Annotated in this window: 22 protein-coding genes and 2 tRNA genes; 23 read left to right on the top strand and 1 reads right to left on the bottom strand. The window is 49.2% G+C overall.

The genetic code is table 11. From position 1 onward, the window contains the following. The first annotated feature begins 28 nt into the window (after positions 1 to 28). From CZ360_RS13795 to CZ360_RS13730, 12 genes are all read left to right on the top strand, one after another. Positions 29 to 1,354 (top strand): hypothetical protein, encoded by a 1,326-nt coding sequence (locus CZ360_RS13795; RefSeq protein ID WP_077534781.1) that lies wholly within the window; start codon positions 29 to 31, stop codon positions 1,352 to 1,354. Positions 1,355 to 1,437: 83 nt separating this feature from the next. Further along, a complete protein-coding gene (locus tag CZ360_RS13790; protein ID WP_077534865.1) occupies positions 1,438 to 2,139 on the top strand; it encodes a response regulator transcription factor in 702 nt (233 codons plus the stop codon). 37 nt (positions 2,140 to 2,176) lie between these two features. Beyond that, positions 2,177 to 3,619, top strand: coding sequence for a sensor histidine kinase (locus CZ360_RS13785; RefSeq protein WP_143530267.1), 1,443 nt, complete (start codon positions 2,177 to 2,179; stop codon positions 3,617 to 3,619). Between the two features lie 27 nt (positions 3,620 to 3,646). After that, on the top strand, positions 3,647 to 4,609 hold the full coding sequence (locus CZ360_RS13780) for a DUF1385 domain-containing protein (RefSeq protein ID WP_077534780.1): 963 nt from the start codon (positions 3,647 to 3,649) through the stop codon (positions 4,607 to 4,609). A 33-nt stretch (positions 4,610 to 4,642) separates the two neighbouring features. Then, the gene (gene prmC, locus CZ360_RS13775) at positions 4,643 to 5,485 is read left to right on the top strand and encodes a peptide chain release factor N(5)-glutamine methyltransferase (protein ID WP_229408066.1); all 843 of its coding nucleotides are present in this window, start codon (positions 4,643 to 4,645) and stop codon (positions 5,483 to 5,485) included. After that, positions 5,476 to 6,651 (top strand): recombinase RecA, encoded by a 1,176-nt coding sequence (gene recA / locus CZ360_RS13770; RefSeq protein ID WP_077534778.1) that lies wholly within the window; start codon positions 5,476 to 5,478, stop codon positions 6,649 to 6,651. The genes prmC and recA overlap by 10 nt, the downstream gene beginning before the upstream one ends. A gap of 5 nt (positions 6,652 to 6,656) precedes the next feature. Then, a complete protein-coding gene (locus CZ360_RS13765; protein ID WP_077534777.1) occupies positions 6,657 to 7,298 on the top strand; it encodes a regulatory protein RecX in 642 nt (213 codons plus the stop codon). Continuing rightward, on the top strand, positions 7,283 to 8,608 hold the full coding sequence (gene rimO, locus CZ360_RS13760) for a 30S ribosomal protein S12 methylthiotransferase RimO (RefSeq protein ID WP_077534776.1): 1,326 nt from the start codon (positions 7,283 to 7,285) through the stop codon (positions 8,606 to 8,608). The genes CZ360_RS13765 and rimO overlap by 16 nt, the downstream gene beginning before the upstream one ends. 42 nt (positions 8,609 to 8,650) lie before the next feature. Then, on the top strand, positions 8,651 to 9,217 hold the full coding sequence (pgsA, locus tag CZ360_RS13755; protein ID WP_077534775.1) for a CDP-diacylglycerol--glycerol-3-phosphate 3-phosphatidyltransferase: 567 nt from the start codon (positions 8,651 to 8,653) through the stop codon (positions 9,215 to 9,217). Positions 9,218 to 9,550: 333 nt separating this feature from the next. Next, positions 9,551 to 10,201 (top strand): serine O-acetyltransferase EpsC, encoded by a 651-nt coding sequence (gene epsC, locus CZ360_RS13745; protein ID WP_077534773.1) that lies wholly within the window; start codon positions 9,551 to 9,553, stop codon positions 10,199 to 10,201. A gap of 113 nt (positions 10,202 to 10,314) precedes the next feature. Continuing rightward, positions 10,315 to 11,715 (top strand): cysteine--tRNA ligase, encoded by a 1,401-nt coding sequence (gene cysS, locus CZ360_RS13740; RefSeq protein WP_077534772.1) that lies wholly within the window; start codon positions 10,315 to 10,317, stop codon positions 11,713 to 11,715. A 258-nt stretch (positions 11,716 to 11,973) separates the two neighbouring features. Further along, positions 11,974 to 12,765 (top strand): peptidylprolyl isomerase, encoded by a 792-nt coding sequence (locus CZ360_RS13730; protein ID WP_077534770.1) that lies wholly within the window; start codon positions 11,974 to 11,976, stop codon positions 12,763 to 12,765. Between the two features lie 77 nt (positions 12,766 to 12,842). On the opposite strand, the gene CZ360_RS13725 is transcribed toward CZ360_RS13730, so the two are convergent. After that, positions 12,843 to 13,664 (bottom strand): M15 family metallopeptidase, encoded by an 822-nt coding sequence (locus CZ360_RS13725; RefSeq protein ID WP_077534769.1) that lies wholly within the window; start codon positions 13,662 to 13,664, stop codon positions 12,843 to 12,845. Positions 13,665 to 13,841: 177 nt separating this feature from the next. Here CZ360_RS13725 and CZ360_RS13720 point away from each other — a divergent pair, with 177 nt between their 5' ends. The 11 genes from CZ360_RS13720 (at position 13,842) to CZ360_RS13670 (ending at position 20,805) form a co-directional block, all read left to right on the top strand. Continuing rightward, a complete protein-coding gene (locus CZ360_RS13720; protein WP_077534768.1) occupies positions 13,842 to 15,179 on the top strand; it encodes an aminotransferase class I/II-fold pyridoxal phosphate-dependent enzyme in 1,338 nt (445 codons plus the stop codon). Positions 15,180 to 15,212: 33 nt separating this feature from the next. Further along, positions 15,213 to 15,536 carry a cyclic-di-AMP receptor gene (locus tag CZ360_RS13715; protein WP_077534767.1) on the top strand — a complete coding sequence of 108 codons (324 nt, stop codon included), beginning with the start codon at positions 15,213 to 15,215 and terminating at the stop codon, positions 15,534 to 15,536. Continuing rightward, positions 15,537 to 16,487, top strand: a complete 951-nt coding sequence (locus tag CZ360_RS13710) for a DNA polymerase III subunit (RefSeq protein WP_077534766.1) — start codon at positions 15,537 to 15,539, stop codon at positions 16,485 to 16,487. 58 nt (positions 16,488 to 16,545) lie between these two features. Then, positions 16,546 to 17,415 (top strand): PSP1 domain-containing protein, encoded by an 870-nt coding sequence (locus tag CZ360_RS13705; protein ID WP_077534765.1) that lies wholly within the window; start codon positions 16,546 to 16,548, stop codon positions 17,413 to 17,415. Positions 17,416 to 17,527: 112 nt separating this feature from the next. Beyond that, entirely contained in the window at positions 17,528 to 17,698 is a 171-nt protein-coding gene (locus CZ360_RS13700; RefSeq protein ID WP_077534764.1) for a DUF362 domain-containing protein, read from the top strand. Positions 17,699 to 17,879: 181 nt separating this feature from the next. Continuing rightward, positions 17,880 to 18,503: a GntR family transcriptional regulator gene (locus tag CZ360_RS13695; RefSeq protein ID WP_077534763.1), complete on the top strand. Its 624-nt coding sequence runs from the start codon at positions 17,880 to 17,882 to the stop codon at positions 18,501 to 18,503. 86 nt (positions 18,504 to 18,589) lie between these two features. Next, positions 18,590 to 18,883 carry a YerC/YecD family TrpR-related protein gene (locus CZ360_RS13690; protein WP_077534762.1) on the top strand — a complete coding sequence of 98 codons (294 nt, stop codon included), beginning with the start codon at positions 18,590 to 18,592 and terminating at the stop codon, positions 18,881 to 18,883. After that, on the top strand, positions 18,876 to 19,652 hold the full coding sequence (locus CZ360_RS13685) for a class I SAM-dependent DNA methyltransferase (protein WP_077534761.1): 777 nt from the start codon (positions 18,876 to 18,878) through the stop codon (positions 19,650 to 19,652). The genes CZ360_RS13690 and CZ360_RS13685 overlap by 8 nt, the downstream gene beginning before the upstream one ends. Before the next feature lie 17 nt (positions 19,653 to 19,669). Then, positions 19,670 to 20,554, top strand: coding sequence for an Hsp33 family molecular chaperone HslO (gene hslO, locus CZ360_RS13680; protein ID WP_077534760.1), 885 nt, complete (start codon positions 19,670 to 19,672; stop codon positions 20,552 to 20,554). A 92-nt stretch (positions 20,555 to 20,646) separates the two neighbouring features. After that, positions 20,647 to 20,722: transfer RNA gene (locus tag CZ360_RS13675), tRNA-Gly, on the top strand. 9 nt (positions 20,723 to 20,731) lie between these two features. Further along, a tRNA-Cys gene (locus CZ360_RS13670) sits at positions 20,732 to 20,805 on the top strand. Positions 20,806 to 20,831 lie beyond the last annotated feature (26 nt).

The following is a 20,831-nucleotide window of genomic DNA, read 5'->3' as shown; positions in this document are numbered from 1 at the left end:
GAACAAATAGAAGCAGGGAGGGATCTGGTTGAAACGGTTAATCGCGGTGTCGTTATGCGTTATGCTATGCTTTTTCACGGGTTGTGATCTGACCCTGTCGACCATTGATAACCTGATCAAGCCTCCAAAGCTTTCAGAAGAACAAAACCGGATTGATACCGCCCTAAAGGCGAGCGTCGGGGATAATATCAGCCTGGTCTATCCCAAAACCGGGGATTATAAGTCTGCGTTTATTGTTGAGAATATCGATGAGGAAGAAACCAGCGAGGCAATTGTCTTTTATAAGGAGAACAGCGGTTCTGGAACTGTGCGGATGAATATCCTGGATCAGCAGGATGAAAAGTGGGTTTCAGTCTGGGACAATACGACGGTGAACGGCAGTGAAATTGAAAAAATTTCCTTTATTAAAAAGGATGGACGGGTCTATATCGTGATGGGGGTCAATGTTACCAGTGCGAATGAAAAGACTTTGATCATCTATGAATATACCGAACGGGTGTTAAAGCAGGTGTTTACTGCTACCTGTATGAATTTTGAGGTTTATGATCTGAATGATGACGGAGATGAGGAGATCATCACCATTTCGCACACGATTATTTCTGAAACAAAGAAAGAAAATGCCGCGTATATGTATTCGCTCAAAAACGGTGAGTGTACTCTGTTAAGTCAGACGGCTATGGACAGCGAAGCCGCTTCCTATGCCGGAATTTATAAGGGCAGACTCGCCGAGGATGTCCCGGCGCTTTATTTTGATACCCAGCGCGGCACAGACCAGTATGGAACAGAGATCTTGATTTCAGTGGACAACCAGCTTGAAAATCCGATCCAGGAAAACAAGCTGGGGCGCAAGACGCTGCGTTATTCCGGACTTTCCTGTATGGAGGATGAGGATGGCGTCTATTCGATTCCTCAGACCGTTATCTTGCCGGGATATTCGGATCAGGCGGTATCCGAGCAGCCATACCTGATCGCCTGGTACCAGTATGATATGGAGAAGAGAGAACTGGTGGAGCAGGCGACTACCTACACAAATTATTCCCTGGGATACAGCATCAGGATTCCTGAGGAATGGCTGAGCGGGGACGCGGGACAGATTACAGCCAAACGGGATACCACCAACAATGAGCTGGTCTTTTATGTCTATCACGGAGACCTGAAAAACGAATCGGAAACGCTGCTGAAAATCCGTGTCTTTCCGCGTTCCAGCCTGGCACAGGGGACAGACCTGCCCTATGGCTATACCCTGCTGGGTACAAATGGACAGATGGTATATGCCTATAATCTTAAACGGACGCACACTGATTTTGACTTGACCCATCAAGAGGTCACTCAGCTATTTACTATTATGCAGTAACCGGCTTTCCAACCGCAGGGAAGCAGTGCCTTTTTATAGAAACGATAAAATTTCTCTCTGGGAAGAAAGGAATGGTCAAAAAGATGAAAAAGATTCTGGTTTGCGAGGATGAAGACGTAATCCGCGACTTTGTGGTGATTAACCTGCAGCGATCAGGCTATATCGTGACTGACGTTAATTGCGGCGAGGATGCGCTCAAGGTGTTTGAGGAACAGAACGGTGATTTTGATATTGCGCTTCTGGATATTATGATGCCCGGCATCGACGGGTTTACCGTTTGCAAAAAGCTGCGGGAAAAGAGCGCTACGATGGGGATTATTATGCTCAGTGCGAAAACGCAGGAAATGGATAAGGTGGGCGCCCTGATGATCGGCGCGGATGACTATGTCACCAAGCCATTCAGCCCATCCGAGCTGGTGGCGCGGGTGGACGCGATCTATCGGCGCGTCACGATGGTCAACAGCCGGAAAAAGGAGATTTCGCCGGTAAAGTCCGGGCCGTTTGTCCTGTCTCCCAAAAGCCGCACCCTAACAAAAAACGGGCTGCTGGTTGACCTGACGCAGGTGGAATATCAGATCATGGATCTGTTCCTGAAAAATAAAAATGTCGCCCTGGAGCGCAGCAGGATTCTGGAAGAAATCTGGGGAGACAATTATTATGGGGACATTAAAATTGTGGATGTCAATATTCGGCGTCTTCGGATGAAGATTGAGGATGAACCCTCCAACCCGAAATATATCCAGACGATCTGGGGCTTTGGGTACAAATGGCAGGAGACGGAGTAAGAAACGATAAAACGTGAAGGAAAGGGGCAGATATGCGGTGGCATACCGGAGTATTACAAAGCGCTGGATGGTCAACAGCCTGGGTGTCATTTTGTTTGTACTGGTTGTTGTAACCCTGACTGCTGCCCTGATGGTTCATAACTACTATTATACCAGCGTGGAACGTGAATTGAAGCTTCGGGCGGATTATGGGGATAACCTTTTGCAGGATATCGCCTCTACCGGGAAGTCAAACCTCAACGCGGAAATTCGGAATATGGTGGAAACCTTTGAGGACAAGGACAAGATGGAGATGATGGCGGTTGACCATAACGGCAGCATTTTGATCACCTCCAGTGGGTTTTCCTATTTTTCGGCCTATGATATGCCGGATTATGCGGCGGCCAAAAGTGATGCCGCAGGCCGGGGTACCGAAGTTTACAAGCTGGAGAGCACCCACGAAAAGGTGATGGCGATGACAGTTTTGTCGCCGGTGCTCAGCGGGGATATTTCCGCGGTGCGGTATGTCATTTCCCTGGAAATGGTAGACCGGACGATTCTGACTCTGGTGCTGGTACTCTGCGGAGTGATGGTCGTGATCCTTGCCCTGATTCTGGTGACGAGCGCTTACTTTATCCGTTCGATTGTTGTCCCGGTGCAGGAGGTTGGTACGGTTGCACGCGCCTTTGCTACGGGGGATATGAGCGCCCGTATTCTGAAACGCTCGGATGATGAAATCGGGGAGCTCTGTGATATCATCAACTATATGGCAGATGAAATCCAGACCTCGGAAAAGATGAAAAATGAGTTTATTTCATCTGTATCTCATGAGCTGCGAACCCCGTTGACCGCGATCAAGGGCTGGGGGGAGACGCTTTTAACCATGGGCCCGGAGGACAGGCAGATGATGGCCAAGGGGATGCATGTGATCCTCAATGAAACCGAACGCCTTTCCAATATGGTGGAGGAGCTGCTGGATTTTTCGCGGATTCAGAACGGCCGATTTACCTTGGTAAAAACCAAAATGGATATCCTTGCCGAGCTGGGCGACGCGGTGCTGATGTACACAGAACGGGCCAGGAGGGACGATATTTCTATTGTCTATAATGAGCCGGAAAATGTTTCGTATGTATTTGGTGATAAGAACCGGTTAAAACAGGTGTTTATCAATATTATTGACAACGCGCTGAAATATTCTGACCGCGGAGATACCGTTACGGTAGATGTTTCGGAGGTGGATGGCTTTGTGCAGATCAAGGTTTCTGATACCGGGATTGGAATTGCGGAAAAGGATCTGCCAAGAGTGACAGAAAAATTTTACAAAGCAAATACTGCCAGACGGGGCTCTGGGATTGGATTGGCTGTTGCCCATGAGATTGTGCAGCTCCATGACGGAACCCTGACGGTGGACAGCGAGTTGGACGTTGGGACGACGGTAACGATCCGGATTCCTGTCATGCAGAAGGATGAGCGGCCAACAGAAATTACAACCGGCGAATAAATTACTGCCGGAAAGAAAGGGGTACGAATGGTGCCGGAACAGGAACAGGCTTGCCCAAGAGCACGCCATAAATCAAAGATTGGCGGCCAGGCTCTGATCGAGGGCGTAATGATGCGGGGCGTGCATAAAACAGCGATGGCTGTCAGAAAGCCCGATCAGCAGATCGAGGTGGAGGTATGGGAGAATCACACTCCCAAAAGCTCGGCGGGAAGGGTGAAGCGATGGCCCTTTGTCCGCGGCGTCTTTAATATGATCGAAAGTTTAACGGTAGGATACCGATGTCTGATGAAATCTGCTGAGATTTCAGGGGCTGATCTGGAAGAGGAGCCGACCAAGTTTGACCTTTGGCTGGAAAAGCATTTTGGGGATAAGCTGATGAAATATGTCGGCTGGATCAGCGGGGTGCTTGGCGTGCTGCTCGCAATTGTGCTGTTTATGCTGGTTCCCTCGCTGATTGTCTGGGGGCTGGGCTTTTTGTTTGACGTTGGTATTTGGAGAGGTTTGATTGAAGGCGTGATCAAGATTGGGATTTTTGTCGGCTATATGGCGCTGGTGGGCAAGATACCCGATATGCGCCGGCTGTACCAGTATCACGGCGCGGAACATAAAACGATTGCCTGCTTTGAGGCGGGGGAAGAACTGAAGGTGGAAAACATCAGGAAATATCCGAGGTTTCACCCGCGCTGCGGTACGAGCTTTATCTTTCTCGTGCTGTTCTTAGGAATCCTGATCTTCTCTGTGGTGACCTGGAGCAATCCGGTGATCCGGACGCTGTTAAAGCTTGCGCTGCTTCCGGTTGTGGTGGGCATCGCATATGAGCTGATTAAGCTGGCGGGACGTTATGACAATTTGTTTACCAAAATCATCTCCTGGCCGGGTCTGAAGCTGCAGCATTTGACCACCAAGGAACCGGACGGAGAACAGATTGAGGTCGCGATTGAATCGGTCAAACCGGTGCTGCCTGACAATCTGGAAGAGGATCGCTGGTGAGCCTGCATGAAATTAAAGGAACATTACCTGTTGATGAAAGCTTCTCTCCTCAAAGCCGGGATAGAGGAAGCCGGATTTGAAGCGAAGCAGCTTATTAAAAGGGTGCTTGGAATTGACGACGCTGAGCTTCTCTTAAATCGTCTGGAGCTGTCCGGAGAGCAACAGGAAACGCTCAGTGAGCTTTGCCGGAAACGATGCGGCGGCTATCCGCTGCAATATCTGCTGGGAGAATGGGAGTTTTATGGACTGCCATTCCTGGTAGGTGAAGGAGTTCTGATTCCGCGGCAGGATACCGAGACGCTCTGTGAATGGGTCGTCAGCCGTTTTTCCGACCGGCAGGGGGTGAAAATACTGGATCTCTGTTCGGGGAGCGGCTGCATTGCCGTCACGCTGGAACATTATCTCCCCGGCAGTACTGTCTGGGCGCTGGAAAAATCAAAAACAGCAGCGCGGTACTGTGAAAAAAATATCGCTTTAAACCAGAGCAGTGTGAGGCTGGTGTTGGATGACGCACTGGATCCGGCCTTTGCGGAGACAGGCTTTGACCTGATTGTTTCCAATCCGCCCTATTTATCGGAAGAGGATATGGGAAGGCTGCAAAAGGAGGTTTCCTTTGAACCGAGGGAAGCATTGGAGGCTGGCAAAGACGGCCTTGCTTTTTACCGGGAGCTGACCAGAATCTGGACGCCGAGACTCAAGGCCGGCGGCATACTGGCGTATGAAGTGGGAATCCACCAGAAGGAAGATGTCTGTAGCCTGTTGGAGGCCGGCGGACTGGATGGAATAGGAACCCGCCGAGACCTTTGCGGGGTAGAGCGGGTAGTATATGGGATGAAACCGTGTGAAGAAAACAAGGAGGAAATAAAATGGCAGTAAAACCAAAATCAAAGCCGGAAGTGGAAGTTGTAACCGGCGCGGATAGAAAAAAAGCCCTTGATACCGCAATCAGTCAGATCGAAAAGCAGTTCGGGAAGGGCGCGGTCATGAAGCTGGGCGAGGCAAAGACCATGAATGTCGATCATATTTCCACCGGCTCCCTTGGGCTTGATATGGCGCTCGGGATCGGCGGTGTACCGCGTGGAAGGATCATTGAGGTATATGGGCCGGAATCCTCCGGGAAAACCACCGTTGCGCTCCAGATCGCCGCACAGGCGCAGAAAGAAGGCGGAGAGGCCGCGTTTATCGACGTTGAGCATGCGCTCGACCCTGTTTATGCAAAGGCGCTGGGCGTTGATATCGATTCCCTGCTGGTATCCCAGCCGGACACCGGGGAGCAGGCGCTGGAAATTATGGAAGCGCTGATCCGGTCGGGCGCGATCGACGTTATTGTTCTCGACTCGGTTGCCGCAATGGTAACCCGCGCGGAAATTGACGGAGAGATGGGCTCCAGCCATGTTGGACTGCAGGCAAGATTGATGTCTCAGGCGCTGAGAAAGCTGACCAGCGTCGTGTCGAAATCCAACTGTGTTGCAATTTTTATCAACCAGGTGCGTGAAAAGATCGGCGTGATGTACGGCAATCCGGAAACTACTCCGGGCGGACGCGCGCTGAAGTTCTATGCTTCCGTCAGGATTGAAGTCCGCAAAGGAGAAGCGATCAAGAACGGCTCTGAGATTGTCGGAAACAAAACCAAGTGTAAAATTGTGAAAAACAAGGTTGCACCGCCCTTTAAAGAAGTTGTCTTTGATATCATGTACGGCGAAGGGGTTTCCCAGGTTGGGGAAATCGTTGATTTTGCAACGGATTTGGATATTATCCATAAAAGCGGCGCTTGGTTCAGTTATAATGGCGAGCGTCTCGGCCAGGGCCGCGACAAGGTAAAAGCACTGCTCAAGGAAAACGACGCTCTCCGGGAAGAAATTGTACAAAAAATCCAGGAGCATCAGAAGGAAGCGCTGGAGGAAGCTGCCAAGACGGCTAAGGGAATCAGTACGCCGGCACCGGATGCCGCTTCAGCAGCAAAGACAGAAGCTTCGGCTGAAAAGCCGAAAGGCAGCGGTCTGTTTATGGATATTGACCCGGACGACGAGGATTTTGAATAATTTCGATGAAAATTACAGGAATTGAGAAAAAGAGCGGTACGCGGTATACGGTCTATGTGGATGAGGAGTACTTTTACATTTTTGACGCCGAAATCCTGACGGAATTCCATGTAAAAACCGGGATGGAAGTGGACGAAGCGTTTCTCGAAAAGCTGAAGCGGCAGTCAGACGTCCGCCGCGCGAGGGAACGGGCGTTTTACCTGCTCTCCTACCGCGACCACTCGGAAAAGGAACTATACGACAAGCTCCGGCGGAACGTGCCGGACGAGATTGCAGCGCAGACCGTCGCAAAGATGGTCGATTTAGGGCTGCTGGACGATGGGAGCTATGCCCGGAAGCTGGCGGAATATTATCTTACACAGAAGCGGTGGAGCTTCCGGAAAAGCCTTTTTGAACTGAAACGAAAAGGGATTGACGAGGAAGCCGCGGCGCAGGCGCTGTCTGACTGCGGGATTTCCGCGAAGGAGCAGATCCGCGAGCTGATCGAGCAGAAATATTACCGTTATCTGGGCGATCAGAAGGGCAGCCAAAAGGTATTAAACGCGTTGGCTCGGCTGGGCTTTTCTTACAGCGACAGCAGAGCGGCAATGAGCGAATATCTTGAAGAATTGGAATTGGGAGAAGAAGACGAATGGCAATACGAGTAGGGATGGTATCATTAGGATGTCCGAAAAACCAGGTGGACGCGGAGATGATGCTGGAAAGGCTGAAGCATAAAGGCTATAAGCTGGTTGCGGACACAGGAAACTGCGATGTTGTGGTGATCAACACCTGCGGCTTTATCCAGTCTGCAAAGGAAGAAGCAATTGAAAATATTATTGAATTTATCAACCTGAAAAACGAGGGAAAGATCAAGGCGATTATCGTCACCGGCTGCCTTGCGGAACGCTACCGGGAGGAAATCCTCACGGAAATGCCGGAGGTAGACGCTGTGGTCGGACTCGGTTCGAATGAAAAAATCTGCGATGTGATCCAGTCTGCGCTTGCCGGGAAAAAGGTTCAGCGCTACGGAGAAAAGGAGGCGCTTCCGCTCTGCGGCGGACGGGTGATCTCTACGCTGCCGTATTACGCTTATCTGAAAATCGCGGAAGGCTGTGACAACTGCTGCACCTACTGCGCGATTCCGTCGATTCGCGGGAGGTTCCGCTCCAAGCCGATGGAAGAGGTGCTTAAGGAAGCCCAGTGGCTGGCGGACGAGGGCGTAAAGGAGCTGATCCTGGTGGCACAGGACACTACCCGCTATGGGGAAGACCTCTACGGGAAATATTCCCTGGCAAAATTGTTGCGGGAGCTCTGTAAAATCGACGGATTCCGTTGGATTCGCATCTTATACTGTTATCCGGATAAGATTACCGATGAGCTGATCGACGTGATAGCAGAGGAGGAAAAGGTGGCGAAGTATATCGATCTGCCTCTTCAGCACTGCAACGACGATATTTTGCAGAAGATGAACCGGCCGATGGATAAAAAGGCGACGGTAGCCTTGATTCAAAAGCTGCGGGAGCGTATCCCCGGCCTAACCTTGCGTACCACCCTGATCGCGGGCTTCCCGACGGAAACGCAGGAACAGTTTGTGGAGCTGGTTGAGTTTGTCAAGGAGATGAAATTTGACAGGCTGGGCTGTTTTGCGTACTCTGAGGAGGAAGGCACTGCCGCGGCGGAAATGTCGCCGCAGGTGGATGAAAAAATTCGGGAACGCCGTGCAGAGATCATCATGGAAGAGCAGATGACCATTATGGAACGCGCAAATGAAAAAATGATCGGCAGGGTAGTGACAGTTGTACTTGAAGGCGCAGATAAGCTGGCGGACTGCTACTTTGGCAGAAGCGAGGCTGACGCACCGGATATTGACGGGAAAATTTTCTTTACATCCGGACAGAAACATACGATGGGTGATTTTATCCGGGTACGTATTGACGAAGTATGCGATTATGATTTAGTTGGTGAAGAAGTGTAAGAGACGGCAGCTTGAGAAATGCCGGTGTGTAGGAGGAACAGCATGAATCTACCGAATAAATTAACAGTACTGCGGGTGATCCTAGTTCCGTTTTTTGTGGCTTTCCTGTTGATCAGTGCAATCCCGTTTCATTATCTGCTGGCGCTGCTTGTATTTGCCGCCGCGTCGATTACAGATGCGCTGGACGGAAATATCGCAAGAAAGCAGAACCTGGTCACTACTTTTGGGAAATTTTTAGACCCGCTTGCCGACAAGGTTCTGGTATTGTCCGCATTGATTTGCTTTATTTCGCTTGGGGTGTGCAGCCCGGTTGTGGTGATTATTGTGGTAACCCGCGAGTTTTTGGTGACCTCGCTGCGGCTGGTTGCTGCTGCGGAAGGAACGGTTATTGCGGCGAGCATATATGGGAAGGTAAAAACAGTGGTGCAGATGGTATCGATTGTCGTGATCCTGCTGATGTTTGCCGTGGATCAGTTGATTGCCTATGATATGGAATCCGTGATCCTGTTAACCGGGAATACTCTGATGTGGTTAACTGCTGCGGTTACGGTGGTTTCCGGAATTGACTATCTGGTAAAAAACCGTGCGTGCATTAATGTTACAAAATAAGCTTGAAAAATTTGGCACATTGTGTTAGAGTAGAAACATATCATAAAAGAGTAAATATAAAATGCATGGAAGGGAAAGAGTAGTATTTCTCGACCCAAAAGAGAGCGGGTTTCACCGGCTGAAAGAACCCGCAGGCGAGTGGGAAATATGAAGTGCATCCCGGAGCAGGCAGAGGAACAGGAGAGACTCTCCCTAGTATTGCTGCACGCCCAGCCAGCGTTATCGGGCTGAAAAGTGACAAACAGAAGTGGAACCGCGGAATTTTTACCGCCTTCAAAAAGGGAGATTTTCTCTTTTTGAAGGTGTTTTTGTTTTTTAGGGGGGAACAATAGAGTGTTTAAAAACATTCGTTATGATTTAAAATCAATTAAAAGCCGTGACCCGGCCGCCAGAAATTCGCTGGAGATATTCCTGCTGTATTCAGGCTTTCACGCGCTGCTCTGGTACCGCCTGTCCCATTGGCTGTACCGCCATCACTTGTTTTTTCTTGCCCGTTTTATTTCCCAGACAGGGCGCTTTTGGACTGGCATTGAAATCCATCCCGGCGCTCAGATTGGCAGAGGGTTGTTAATCGACCATGGCGGCGGCGTGGTTATTGGAGAAACGGCAGTTGTCGGTGATGACTGTACGATCTACCAGGGGGTGACTCTGGGCGGAACGGGGAAGGAAACAGGAAAGCGCCATCCGACGCTGGGCAACCATGTGATGGTTGGAAGCGGTGCAAAGGTGCTGGGGCCGTTTAAGGTGGGGGACAACTCCAAAATTGCCTCCAATGCAGTGGTACTGTCCGAGATTCCGCCGGACTCAACGGCGGTTGGTGTTCCGGCAAGGGTTGTCCGCCGGAATGGGCAAAAAGTAGAGGCCGAGCTTGACCAGATCCATATCCCGGATCCGGTATCCCAGGAGCTGTGCAGGCTGCTGGTGAAAATTGAGAAGCTGGAAAAAAAGGTAGCCAAATTAGAAGGAGAGCAAACGGAAAAATAGGGGGATCAGTTTGAAGGCGGCTTTAGGTTATCTGCCATCTGGCCCAAAGCATAGCCTTCAAAAGTAAAATCTCTATTTTAGGATGGCGCAATTCCCAGAAAGGAAAGAGTAGGATGAAAGTTTATAACACATTAACCAGGGAAAAAGAGGAATTTAAAACCATTACACCGGGAAAGGTGAAAATGTATGCCTGCGGGCCGACCGTTTACAATTATATCCATATCGGGAATGCCCGGCCGATGATCGTGTTTGACGTGCTGAGGAACTATCTGGAATACCGGGGCTACGATGTTACCTTTGTACAGAATTTTACTGACGTAGATGATAAGATCATCAATAAGGCAAATGAAGAAGGCGTTTCCGCACATGAGATTTCAGAACGGTTCATTGCCGAATATGAGAAGGACGCGAGAGGCTTAAATGTGCGGCCGGCAACAGTTCATCCAAAGGTGACGGAAAATATGGACAGCATCCTGGATATTATCAAGACGCTGGTAGAAAAAGGATATGCCTACGCGGTAAACGGGGATGTATATTTTCGTACCCATGAGTTCGGCGATTACGGAAAGCTTTCCCATATGCCGCTGGAGGATTTGGAAGCCGGCGCGCGAATCGCGGTAGGGGAGCAGAAGGAAGACCCGATGGACTTTGCGCTCTGGAAGGCGGCAAAGCCCGGCGAGCCAAGCTGGGATTCTCCCTGGGGAAAAGGCCGTCCGGGCTGGCATATTGAATGCTCTGCGATGTCCAGAACCTTTTTGGGTTCTACCATCGACCTGCACTGCGGAGGACAGGATTTAATCTTCCCGCATCATGAAAACGAGATTGCACAGAGCGAATGCGCGTCCGGCCAGATTTTTGCGAACTACTGGATGCACAACGGATATCTTAACGTCGATAACCGGAAGATGTCAAAATCGCTTGGAAACTTTGTTACGACAAGGGAAGTGGCGGAAAAATCCGGCTATGAGCCGATCCGTTTCATGATGCTGCAGGCGCATTACCGCAGTCCGATCAACTATTCCCTGGAGATTATCGAGCAGTGCAAATCCGCCCTGGAACGGCTTTATAACTGCAAGGAGCTGCTCCAGCGCGCAAAGAATACGGCACCGGAAGGGGACGTCACTGAGGACGAAAAGGCGTCGCTCCTGCGCTATAAGGATCAGTTTATCGCCTCAATGGACGATGACCTTAATACGGCAGACGCGATTTCCGCAATTTTTGAATTGGTGCGGGAGGTCAACTCCCATGTATCTGCTGCGGCACCTGCTAAGAAAGGCTATGTAGAATTTTCGGAAAAGCTGTTCCTCGAACTGACCGGTGTGCTGGGGCTGCTTTATCAGGAAAGGGAAGAGAAAATCCCGCAGGAGGTTTTAGATCTGGTAGAACGCCGCGCTAAGGCGAGAAAAGACAAGGACTTTGCGGCCGCGGACGCATTGCGCGATGAAATTTCTGCATTGGGTTATGAGGTGAAAGAAACACGCCAGGGTGTTCAAATCACAAAAAAGGAAGCATAATTTACAAAATATTTATAGTTCTGATTTGGATTATCATTGTTTTGCCGATATAATAAAAACTGCCGCAGGTCTGTCCTGGGTGAAAATGTATTTTTGGTGAGAGGAACCAAGAATGTTTGGAGTCAAGCTTGAAAGAAAACTCTTTCACACGGTGTTTTGCTGCTGTCGTTGCTGGAAGAGCGGAGACTTTGCTGGCAAATAAGCTCCAATTCCAGGAGAAAGGAGCGCTTTCATAAGCGGAAGCCATAGGGAATAACAATGATAATCTGGGCAAAAGCAGTAGCCTGCCTGTCTATGAGCCTTGTTTTGCTGACAGGCTGTGGAGTTACTGATCAAGGAAGAAGGGTAGAAGCCGCATCCCGCTCAGGTGGTGAAACACTGGAATTAGTCCAGATGCACGCCCCTGCTGACGGGCAGGATATGGCCGTCGTTAAGACGTCCTTGGGCAACATCCGGATTGTATTATATGAACAGTTTGCGCCGCAGACAGTAAAACAGTTTAAGAGGCTGGTGGAGGAAAAATTTTATGATGGAAAAAGGATTTTTTCTGTAGATCCTGATTCTAAGCTGATGTTTGCCGGTGCGGAGGATGATGAGGGAACAAAGGGCAGAATCGCAACTGACGACGGTAAGGCGGTGGAGCCGGAGGTGACCCCGCGCGTATGGCACTTCAGTGGAGCTGTATCGGCCTTTGGTACGCAAACGGGAATTTTTAACCGCCGCTATGTGTCAGACAGCCGGTTTTTTATCGTAGGCGATCAGCCTGCACAGCTTGACCTGCTGGATCAGATGGAGGAAAACGACTTCCCGAACGAAGTGATCCAGGCATATAAAAAGTTGGGCGGATGTCCGCAGTATACGGGGTTTTATACTGTATTCGGCCAGGTGATCGACGGAATGGAAATTGTAAATGAAATCGTTGCGGGTGGTGTGAATGAGGAAACCGGAGCACCATTGGCAGAAACGGTGATCGAGTCGGTCTCGCTCACGACCTACAGCAGTGAGGAAGAGGATGTTTCGGCTGTAAGCCAGCTTCAAAAAGTTTCCTGAATTATAAATTATAAGCCACAAGCCATCAAAAAAGAGTCCTGCGGCAATTGCCGCAGGACTCTTTAACTCAATCCTCATTAGGTCATCCCTAAGTATTCTTCGAGACAGATATCCTTGTCCATAATTTCCGTAGCGGCTTCTACGCCGACATAACGGTAATGCCAGGGCTCATGGATAATTCCGGTAATATCGCTTTTATCGCTCGGATATCGGACAATAAACCCATATTTCTGGCAATTGGCATACAGCCATTTGATTTCCGGACGGGACATCATACCGTCATCCAGATTCTGATAGCTGGAGCAGACAATATCGACCGCCAGTCCGGTGTGATGCTCGCTGGCGCCTGGCAGCGCGACAGAGGTTTTCCCTTTTTCATATGCTTCCTCCTGGGTATAGCCGACATCACGATAGCGCTGCACCCGGTTGTTAAACAGCTCGACCTGTTTGTCATAGCTTCGGTAGCCCGAACAGACAATCAAATGATAGCCCTGTTTTTCTGCATCATCCAGCATCTTATTAAGCGGCTCATAAATCCGTTCATCAACTGAAAGCCCATTAGGAAGCTTCTTGGTCTGAATGCTGTCGATAAACTCCGCCTCCAGCGGATGCTTATCGTTGGCAAGGATCAGGTTCCAATCGCTGATATTTGGGCTATCGCCTGTTTGGGAGGCGCCGGAGGAATCTATTTCAGAGGTACTGCTGTCCTGCGGCGAAACGGAGGTTGTCCCCGAGGTGCTGTCAGAAGAAACGGACGCAGAATTATTCATTGGCAATTTGTCAATAGGTTCGTCGGTCAGCGTGTGCCCGATAGAAGGATTTAGAACTACTGCCGACAACATCACAAAAAAGACTACCATGATTAATTCACACAGCATAAACTGCACTTTATTTTTCATTGGTAAAACCTTTCGAATTTTAATCAATAACAATACTTAATTTTATTATATCTGTCTGACTGGGAAAAATCAAATATAAATTGTAAATTCCAGCTTTATATTAGGCGGGAAGATGACAAAATATGCAGAATATGATAGAATAAGCAAAAAGATTTCTGAAAGGTGGGAACGGGCGAGATGAGCAGTACGCCGATTTATGATTTTGTCAAGCAAATTTCTGACAGTACCATTTCCCGTTTCTTTATGCCCGGACATAAGGGAAGGCATCCGTTCGATCCGTTTTTTCAAGATGTAAGCCGCTATGACATCACCGAAATCGAGGGCGCCGATGTATTAGCTCAGGCTGAAGGGATCATCGGAGAATCGGAGGAGCTGGCTGCAACACTGTTTGGAAGCAGGGCGACCCTGTACAGCACGCAAGGCTCAACGCTGGGAATCCAGGCTATGGTATCGCTCATTTCGGGACGGGGAGATACAGTAATCGCCGGCAGAAACGCTCATATGGCTTTTTACAACGCCTGTCTGCTGCTGAGGATAAACGTCCGGTGGGTATTGCCCTCTCATACTGATCCGTATGGGATCTGCGGTGCGGTTACGCCGGATCAGGTTGAGCGGGCCCTGTGTGATTGTCCGAAGGCGGCTGCGGTCTATCTTACCTCGCCCGATTACCTGGGCAATACAGCAGATATTAACGCGATTGCAGGGGTATGTAAAAAGCACGGCGTTCCGCTTTGCTGTGACAATGCTCATGGCGCTTATTTGACGCTGGGAGAAACTCATCCGATTAAGCAGGGCGCTGCTGTATGCTGCGACAGCGCACATAAAACGCTGCCTGTGCTGACAGGCGGAGCATATCTCCATTTGGGGGAAAACTGCCCGTGGACAAAGCAGGATGCCAAGGAACGGATGGCGCTGTTTTCCTCCTCCAGTCCCTCTTATTTGATTCTTGCCTCCCTGGACCTGGCCAACCGCTATCTGGCGGAAGAAGCGCCGCGCGGCTATGAGAGGCTGCGCGGTGAGATGATGGAAATGCGCCGGCTGATGAAGCAGAAGGGGATCGCCTGCCTTGACAATCAAGCGGATTATGCGAAGCTGACTATCGACGCGGGGCGGACAGGCTGGGACGGGCTGGAGCTTGCCGCCAAGCTCCGGCAATCCGGAATAGAGCCGGAATATGCAAATCCGTATTATGTGGTTTTGATGGCGACGCCGTTTTTGACCCAGCGTGACTGGAACCGGCTGTCTGAAGCGCTGAAGAAGATTACGCCCGGCAGGCCGATCACATGGGAGGATACACCTTACTGCCTGCCTGAGGCAGTGATGCCTGCTTTTCAGGCAGCACGACTGCCCTGGGAGTCTGTGCCGGCTGACCTGGCTGTGGGAAGGGTCAGCGCGCAGACAGTTGCCGCCTGTCCGCCTGGTGTACCGGTCGTGACAGCCGGGGAGCGGATTCATGAACAAATAAAAAATATTTGTAAAAAGAGTGGAAATTTCACGCTAAAAGTGTTAAAATGATAATAGAAATTGAATCCATAGGGGGTAACGGTTATGAAATTAATTTATGCGATTGTTAGCGACGACGACAGTACAGTTGTTTCCAAACAACTGACCAAGAGCGGCTTTTTTGCCACCAAGCTGGCAAGTACAGGCGGTTTCCTCATGTCCGGGAACACGACCTTTATGATCTGTACCGATGACGACAAGGTGGAAGAAGCGATCGACGTTATCAAGGCGAACAGCAAAAAGAGAAAACAGATGGTACCGTCCTCAGCGACTTATGGGTTGGGCTCCTATACTCCGTTCCCGGTAGAAGTGACCGTTGGCGGCGCGACCATTTTTGTCACTAATGTCGAGAGATTTGAAAAAATCTAGATGAGCAGTTTATTTGCCGGCAATGAATCCGCTATGACGGTGCTGAAGCACGCGGTGAAAGGGGCTAATCATCATGCTTATCTCATTTACGGGGAAGAGGGCTTGGGAAAGCGGACTTTTGCCATGCTGTTTGCAAAAGCCTTCCTCTGCACAGCCCGGAGTGGACGGCCATGCGGCGTTTGCCGGTCTTGTAAAAAGGTAGAGAATCAGGTGCATCCTGATTTGAAAATCCTGATTGGGGAAAAGCGCGGCTCCATCCATGTGGAATCCATTCGGGAAATCCGGAAGGATTGTGTGGTTAAGCCCAATGACGGAGAGCTGAAAATCTATCTGATTGCAAATATTCAGCATATGACTGAGGAGGCCTTTAATGCGTTTCTCAAAACGCTGGAGGAGCCGTCCCTTCATACTATTTTTATATTGACAGCAGAGCATCTTGACCAATTGCCGGAAACGGTGGTGTCGAGGGTGTCTCCGGTAGAGCTGTATCCGGTACCGGAGGAATCTGCAGCTCTTTGGCTCAGGAAACGGTTTCCGGAAACGCCGTTGGAGGAGTGCCTGCGCGCTGCCCAAGCGAGCGGTGGAAATCTTGGCAAAGCGGAAAAACGGCTTTCGTTACCGGAGCTTTCTGAAATATCAGGGACGCTGGAGCTGCTTTGTTCTGCAGTTTCGGCAAAACGGGAATACGACCTGTTAAAGGCGCTGGCCGTTTATGAAAAGGATAAAGCAAAGCAGGTACAGCTTCTGGGAGAATTTCTCCAGGTGCTTCGGCAGGCTTTGCTGGGACGAAGCGGGAAGCAGGCCCGGGCTATTCAGGCCTGTCTGCAAAAACGACAGCTAATCGCCTTGATTGGCCTGACGGAGGAAATCCGGGAAAAGCTGTCGACCAATGCAAATGGAAGCTTGGTCAGCGCATATTGTTGTTCAGAGATGCGGAAAATTATAGCATAATACATGGAAACTGGGCGGCATAGGAAAATTCTGTGCCGCACTATTTTTGGAGGATAGAATGACCGAAGTTATTGGTGTAAGGTTTAAAAGCGTAGGAAAGGTATACTATTTTGCCCCGAACGGCAAAAAGGCACAGGTTGGGGAGCATGTTATTGTAGAAACCGCGCGTGGGTTGGAATGCGGAGAAGTGGCCATTGCTAACCGTATGGTGGAGGATAAAGAGATTATCTCCCCGCTCAAAGCAGTGGTTCGGCTTGCAACCAAGGAAGACCTCAAAACGGTAGAAAATAATAAAATTAAAGAGAAAAAAGCCTTCGATATCTGCGTCAGCAAGATTGAAAAGCACAAATTGAATATGAAGCTGGTTGAGGTAGAATATACCTTTGATAATAATAAAATCCTGTTTTACTTTACCGCCGACGGAAGGGTGGATTTCCGGGATTTGGTAAAGGATTTGGCCGGTGTATTCAAGACAAGAATTGAACTGCGCCAGATCGGTGTGCGGGATGAGTCTAAAATGCTTGGCGGACTCGGAATCTGCGGGCGGCCGTTCTGCTGTTCCTCCTTCCTGGGGGAATTTCAGCCGGTATCAATTAAAATGGCCAAGGAGCAGAGCCTGTCCCTGAGCCCGACGAAAATTTCCGGTACCTGCGGGAGATTGATGTGCTGCCTGAAATACGAGCAGAATGTTTACGACGAGCTGCTTTCTATTACGCCGAAGGCAGGCGCTGTGGTCAAAACGCCGGACGGCCGGGGACGCGTGATAGAGGTCAATGTATTAACCGGAGCGCTGAAGGTGCGGCTGGATGACAAACCGGACGCGGCGCCGAGATCGTTTCATCGGGATGACGTAGTTCTGGTGCGGGACGCCCACATCCGTGTGAACCGGGATGAAATTGCTGCGTTAAAAGAATTAGAAGATAAATAGAACTTTTCTGGGACAATTTGTTAAAATGGATAATTTCCATCATTTTAGTATTGAAAGATGGGAATGTTTGTGATACAATATGAGGTAGAAAATTAAGGAGGTGTATTGACCAATGGCATATGTTATTTCTGATGAATGCATCAGCTGTGGAGCTTGTGAAGCTGCATGTCCTGTAAGCGCAATTTCTGCTGGTGACGACAAATATGTTATTGATGCTGACACTTGTATCGAATGTGGAGCTTGCGAAGGCGAATGTCCGGTAGGTGCACCGCACGCAGAATAATTCCATATGTGGAAGATTAAGCATTAACATAACGTGGAAAGACACTCCGGTGTGAACCGGGGTGTCTTTTTTACTCCGGTGTGAACCGATAGAACCTTTTTTATCGAATGACCTTGAATTTCCGGATAGAAGCAGATATAATAGAAAAAAATGGCTCGATGATCAAGAACGGAGAACAGATATGAGTAGGACACGGATTGAAAGCCCTGTGTATCAGCAGATTGCCGTTGATCTGGCGGCAAAGATTGCTTCCGGAAAATACCAGGAAAAGGAACGGATCAGGGGACGCTCCACCTTGGCCAGCTACTATAATGTTTCACCTGAAACGATCCGCAAGGCGGTCTATATCCTCGAGGATGTCGGGATTGTAACGATCCACCAGGGAATTGGGATTGAGGTGGCTTCTGCAGAGAAGGCAAGGGGGTTCCAGGAGAAATACAGCAATATCTATAATTTGAATAGCTTGAAAAAGGAGCTGCTCGATCTGCTTCATCAGCATCAGGAGCAGGAAAGGCTGCTGAAGGAAAAGGTCAATGACCTGATTGACAGCACTGAACGTTTCCGGAATGTGAATCCATTCATCCCTTTTGAACTGGTGATTACCAGGGATATGAAATATCTGGGGAAAACAGCCAGTGAAATCAATTTTTGGCAGAATACTATGGCGACGATTATCGCAATCAAACGAAATGACCGATTGATCCTATCCCCTGGATCGTATGCAACGCTGAAGGAAGGAGATATCTGGTACCTGATTGCGACAGAGGAATCCTTTAACCGCGTAAAAAGCTTTCTTCACAAATAATTTTCAGAAAAGTGGTTTACATTCACGCTTTAATATGTTAAACTATATGATATAAAATTTCGTTACAGATAGGTGGATTGAGCACATTGAATCCTAAATTAAAAGAAATGAATGTGGAATTTTTATTCCAGGCGGTTTTAGCCTTGGAAACGATGGATGATTGCTATAAATTCTTTGAAGATTTATGTACCGTACCGGAACTCAAAGCAATGGCGCAGCGGATTCAGGTTGCAAAGATGCTAAGCGAGAATCGCGTGTACAGCGATATTGTATCAGAAACCGGTGCCAGCACAGCGACGATCAGCCGGGTGAACCGTTCGCTAAATTATGGTTCTGACGGATACAGCATTGTGTTTGACAGGATGAAAAAAGATGAGTGAGTTCGGCTATGGCCAGTTTGCGTATAGCTATGATTCTTTAACGCAGAATATCGATTATCAGAAACGTGGGGCCTATTTCCATGAGATCATGCTCCAGCAGGGGAAAACAAAGGGAATATTAGTTGATTTGGCGTGTGGGACAGGCTCTTTGAGCGAGTATTTCGCACGCCTTGACTATGAGGTAATCGGGGTAGACGCCTCCGAGGAAATGCTGCAGATGGCGCAGGAAAAAAAGCTGGAAAACGGCAGTGATGTGCTGTATCTCTGTCAGCCCATGCAGGAGCTGGATCTCTATGGGACAGTGGATATTGTATTATGCGCGTTGGACAGCCTGAACCATGTAACGGAGAGGGAAACTGTCCAGCAGATTTTTCAGCGCGTCTCCCTGTTTTTAAATGAGGACGGCTTATTTGTTTTTGACGTCAATACTGTTTATAAGCATCAACATGTATTGGCAAACCAGACCTTTGTTTATGATCTGGATGATATTTACTGTGTATGGCAAAACCAACTGGAGCAGGATAATCTGGTTCACATTACGCTGGATTTATTTGAATATGACCCGGATGGTGACTGCTATGACCGGTATCAGGAGGAGTTTAAGGAGCGGGCGTATTCCCATGAACAGCTCAAAGGGATGCTGGACGCCGCGGACATGGATATCGTCGCTGTTTACGGTGACGATACCTTTGAACTGCCGGCAGAAACAACCCAACGGGCAATTTATGTCTGTAAAAACCGGTTCTGTAAAAATCGGAAGGCTGAGTGAAAGGAAGAAACAAAAGGATGGCAAAAATCGTAAGAACGCTTTCGTCAGACGGTTCGGTGATGGCCTGTGCAGTTGACTCGACTGATATGATTGCGGAGATGGAGCAGATTCATAATACCTCTGCAGTGGTGACGGCTGCGCTTGGGAGGCTGACGACAGCCGCTTCCATGATGGGAGCGATGCTGAAAAACAGTACGGATTCCCTGACGCTGAGGATGGATGGGCACGGCGCGACCGGTGTGCTGATTGCTGTGGCAGACAGTAAGGGAAATGTGAAATCCTATGTGTCGAACCCCGTTGTAGAGATTCCACTGAACCAATATGGAAAACTTGACGTGAAGGGTGCTGTCGGAACAGACGGAACCCTGAGCGTAATCAAGGATATTGGATTAAAAGAACCGTATTCCGGGCAGATTCCAATTGTATCGGGCGAGATTGCGGAAGATATTACACAGTATTATGCAGTCAGCGAACAGACGCCGACCGTGTGCGGCCTGGGCGTTTTAGTAAATCCTGACCTGACAGTCAAGGCTGCGGGCGGTTATTTGGTACAGCTTCTGCCGTTTGCAGACGAAGCCTGTATTGATGTGATTGAAGCAAATCTCAAGACATTGCCGCCGGTTTCTTCCATGTATGCAGACGGAATCACACCGGAGGAAGTATGTGAGAAGCTGCTGCATGGACTTCAGCCGGAAGTTCTGGATCGCTTTGATGCTGCATATAAATGTGATTGTAGCCGCGAAAGGGTAGAAAGGGCGCTGTTAAGCCTGGGAGCTGCTGAGCTGGAGCAAATGGAAGCGGAGCAGGAGCGGGTGGAGGTTAGCTGCCATTTCTGCAATAAGAACTACTACTTCACCAGGCAGGATTTGAAAAAAATGATCCGGAACGCAAAGAAAAAATAAAAATTCTATTGACAAAGCTGTTGGTTTATAGTATAATATAAACCGTCGCTGAAAGAAATGAAAGCTTCGATTCGGCGGGCAGCTTTGATTACGCAGGTTTAGCTCATCTGGTAGAGCGCCACCTTGCCAAGGTGGAGGTAGCGAGTTCGAGCCTCGTAACCTGCTCCAATTTCATATGGCGCCATAGCCAAGTGGTAAGGCAGAGGACTGCAACTCCTTCACCCCCAGTTCAAATCTGGGTGGCGCCTCCAAAAAGAAGTCTTTAAATCCATTAAAG

Source organism: Massiliimalia massiliensis, assembly GCF_900155615.1.
GTDB classification, from domain to species: domain Bacteria; phylum Bacillota; class Clostridia; order Oscillospirales; family Ruminococcaceae; genus Massiliimalia; species Massiliimalia massiliensis.
This window is presented reverse-complemented; position numbering and strand designations above follow the sequence as displayed.

What these genes read in the sequence shown, in the direction of transcription:
- CZ360_RS13790 (WP_077534865.1), top strand. Translation starts at nt 1,438, where the DNA reads ATGAAAAAGATTCTGGTTTGCGAGGATGAAGACGTAATCCGCGACTTT.
- CZ360_RS13780 (WP_077534780.1), top strand. Translation starts at nt 3,647, where the DNA reads ATGGTGCCGGAACAGGAACAGGCTTGCCCAAGAGCACGCCATAAATCA.
- prmC (WP_229408066.1), top strand. Translation starts at nt 4,643, where the DNA reads ATGAAAGCTTCTCTCCTCAAAGCCGGGATAGAGGAAGCCGGATTTGAA.
- recA (WP_077534778.1), top strand. Translation starts at nt 5,476, where the DNA reads ATGGCAGTAAAACCAAAATCAAAGCCGGAAGTGGAAGTTGTAACCGGC.
- CZ360_RS13765 (WP_077534777.1), top strand. Translation starts at nt 6,657, where the DNA reads ATGAAAATTACAGGAATTGAGAAAAAGAGCGGTACGCGGTATACGGTC.
- rimO (WP_077534776.1), top strand. Translation starts at nt 7,283, where the DNA reads ATGGCAATACGAGTAGGGATGGTATCATTAGGATGTCCGAAAAACCAG.
- pgsA (WP_077534775.1), top strand. Translation starts at nt 8,651, where the DNA reads ATGAATCTACCGAATAAATTAACAGTACTGCGGGTGATCCTAGTTCCG.
- cysS (WP_077534772.1), top strand. Translation starts at nt 10,315, where the DNA reads ATGAAAGTTTATAACACATTAACCAGGGAAAAAGAGGAATTTAAAACC.
- CZ360_RS13730 (WP_077534770.1), top strand. Translation starts at nt 11,974, where the DNA reads ATGATAATCTGGGCAAAAGCAGTAGCCTGCCTGTCTATGAGCCTTGTT.
- CZ360_RS13725 (WP_077534769.1), bottom strand. Translation starts at nt 13,664, where the DNA reads ATGAAAAATAAAGTGCAGTTTATGCTGTGTGAATTAATCATGGTAGTC.
- CZ360_RS13720 (WP_077534768.1), top strand. Translation starts at nt 13,842, where the DNA reads ATGAGCAGTACGCCGATTTATGATTTTGTCAAGCAAATTTCTGACAGT.
- CZ360_RS13715 (WP_077534767.1), top strand. Translation starts at nt 15,213, where the DNA reads ATGAAATTAATTTATGCGATTGTTAGCGACGACGACAGTACAGTTGTT.
- CZ360_RS13710 (WP_077534766.1), top strand. Translation starts at nt 15,537, where the DNA reads ATGAGCAGTTTATTTGCCGGCAATGAATCCGCTATGACGGTGCTGAAG.
- CZ360_RS13705 (WP_077534765.1), top strand. Translation starts at nt 16,546, where the DNA reads ATGACCGAAGTTATTGGTGTAAGGTTTAAAAGCGTAGGAAAGGTATAC.
- CZ360_RS13700 (WP_077534764.1), top strand. Translation starts at nt 17,528, where the DNA reads ATGGCATATGTTATTTCTGATGAATGCATCAGCTGTGGAGCTTGTGAA.
- CZ360_RS13695 (WP_077534763.1), top strand. Translation starts at nt 17,880, where the DNA reads ATGAGTAGGACACGGATTGAAAGCCCTGTGTATCAGCAGATTGCCGTT.
- CZ360_RS13685 (WP_077534761.1), top strand. Translation starts at nt 18,876, where the DNA reads ATGAGTGAGTTCGGCTATGGCCAGTTTGCGTATAGCTATGATTCTTTA.
- hslO (WP_077534760.1), top strand. Translation starts at nt 19,670, where the DNA reads ATGGCAAAAATCGTAAGAACGCTTTCGTCAGACGGTTCGGTGATGGCC.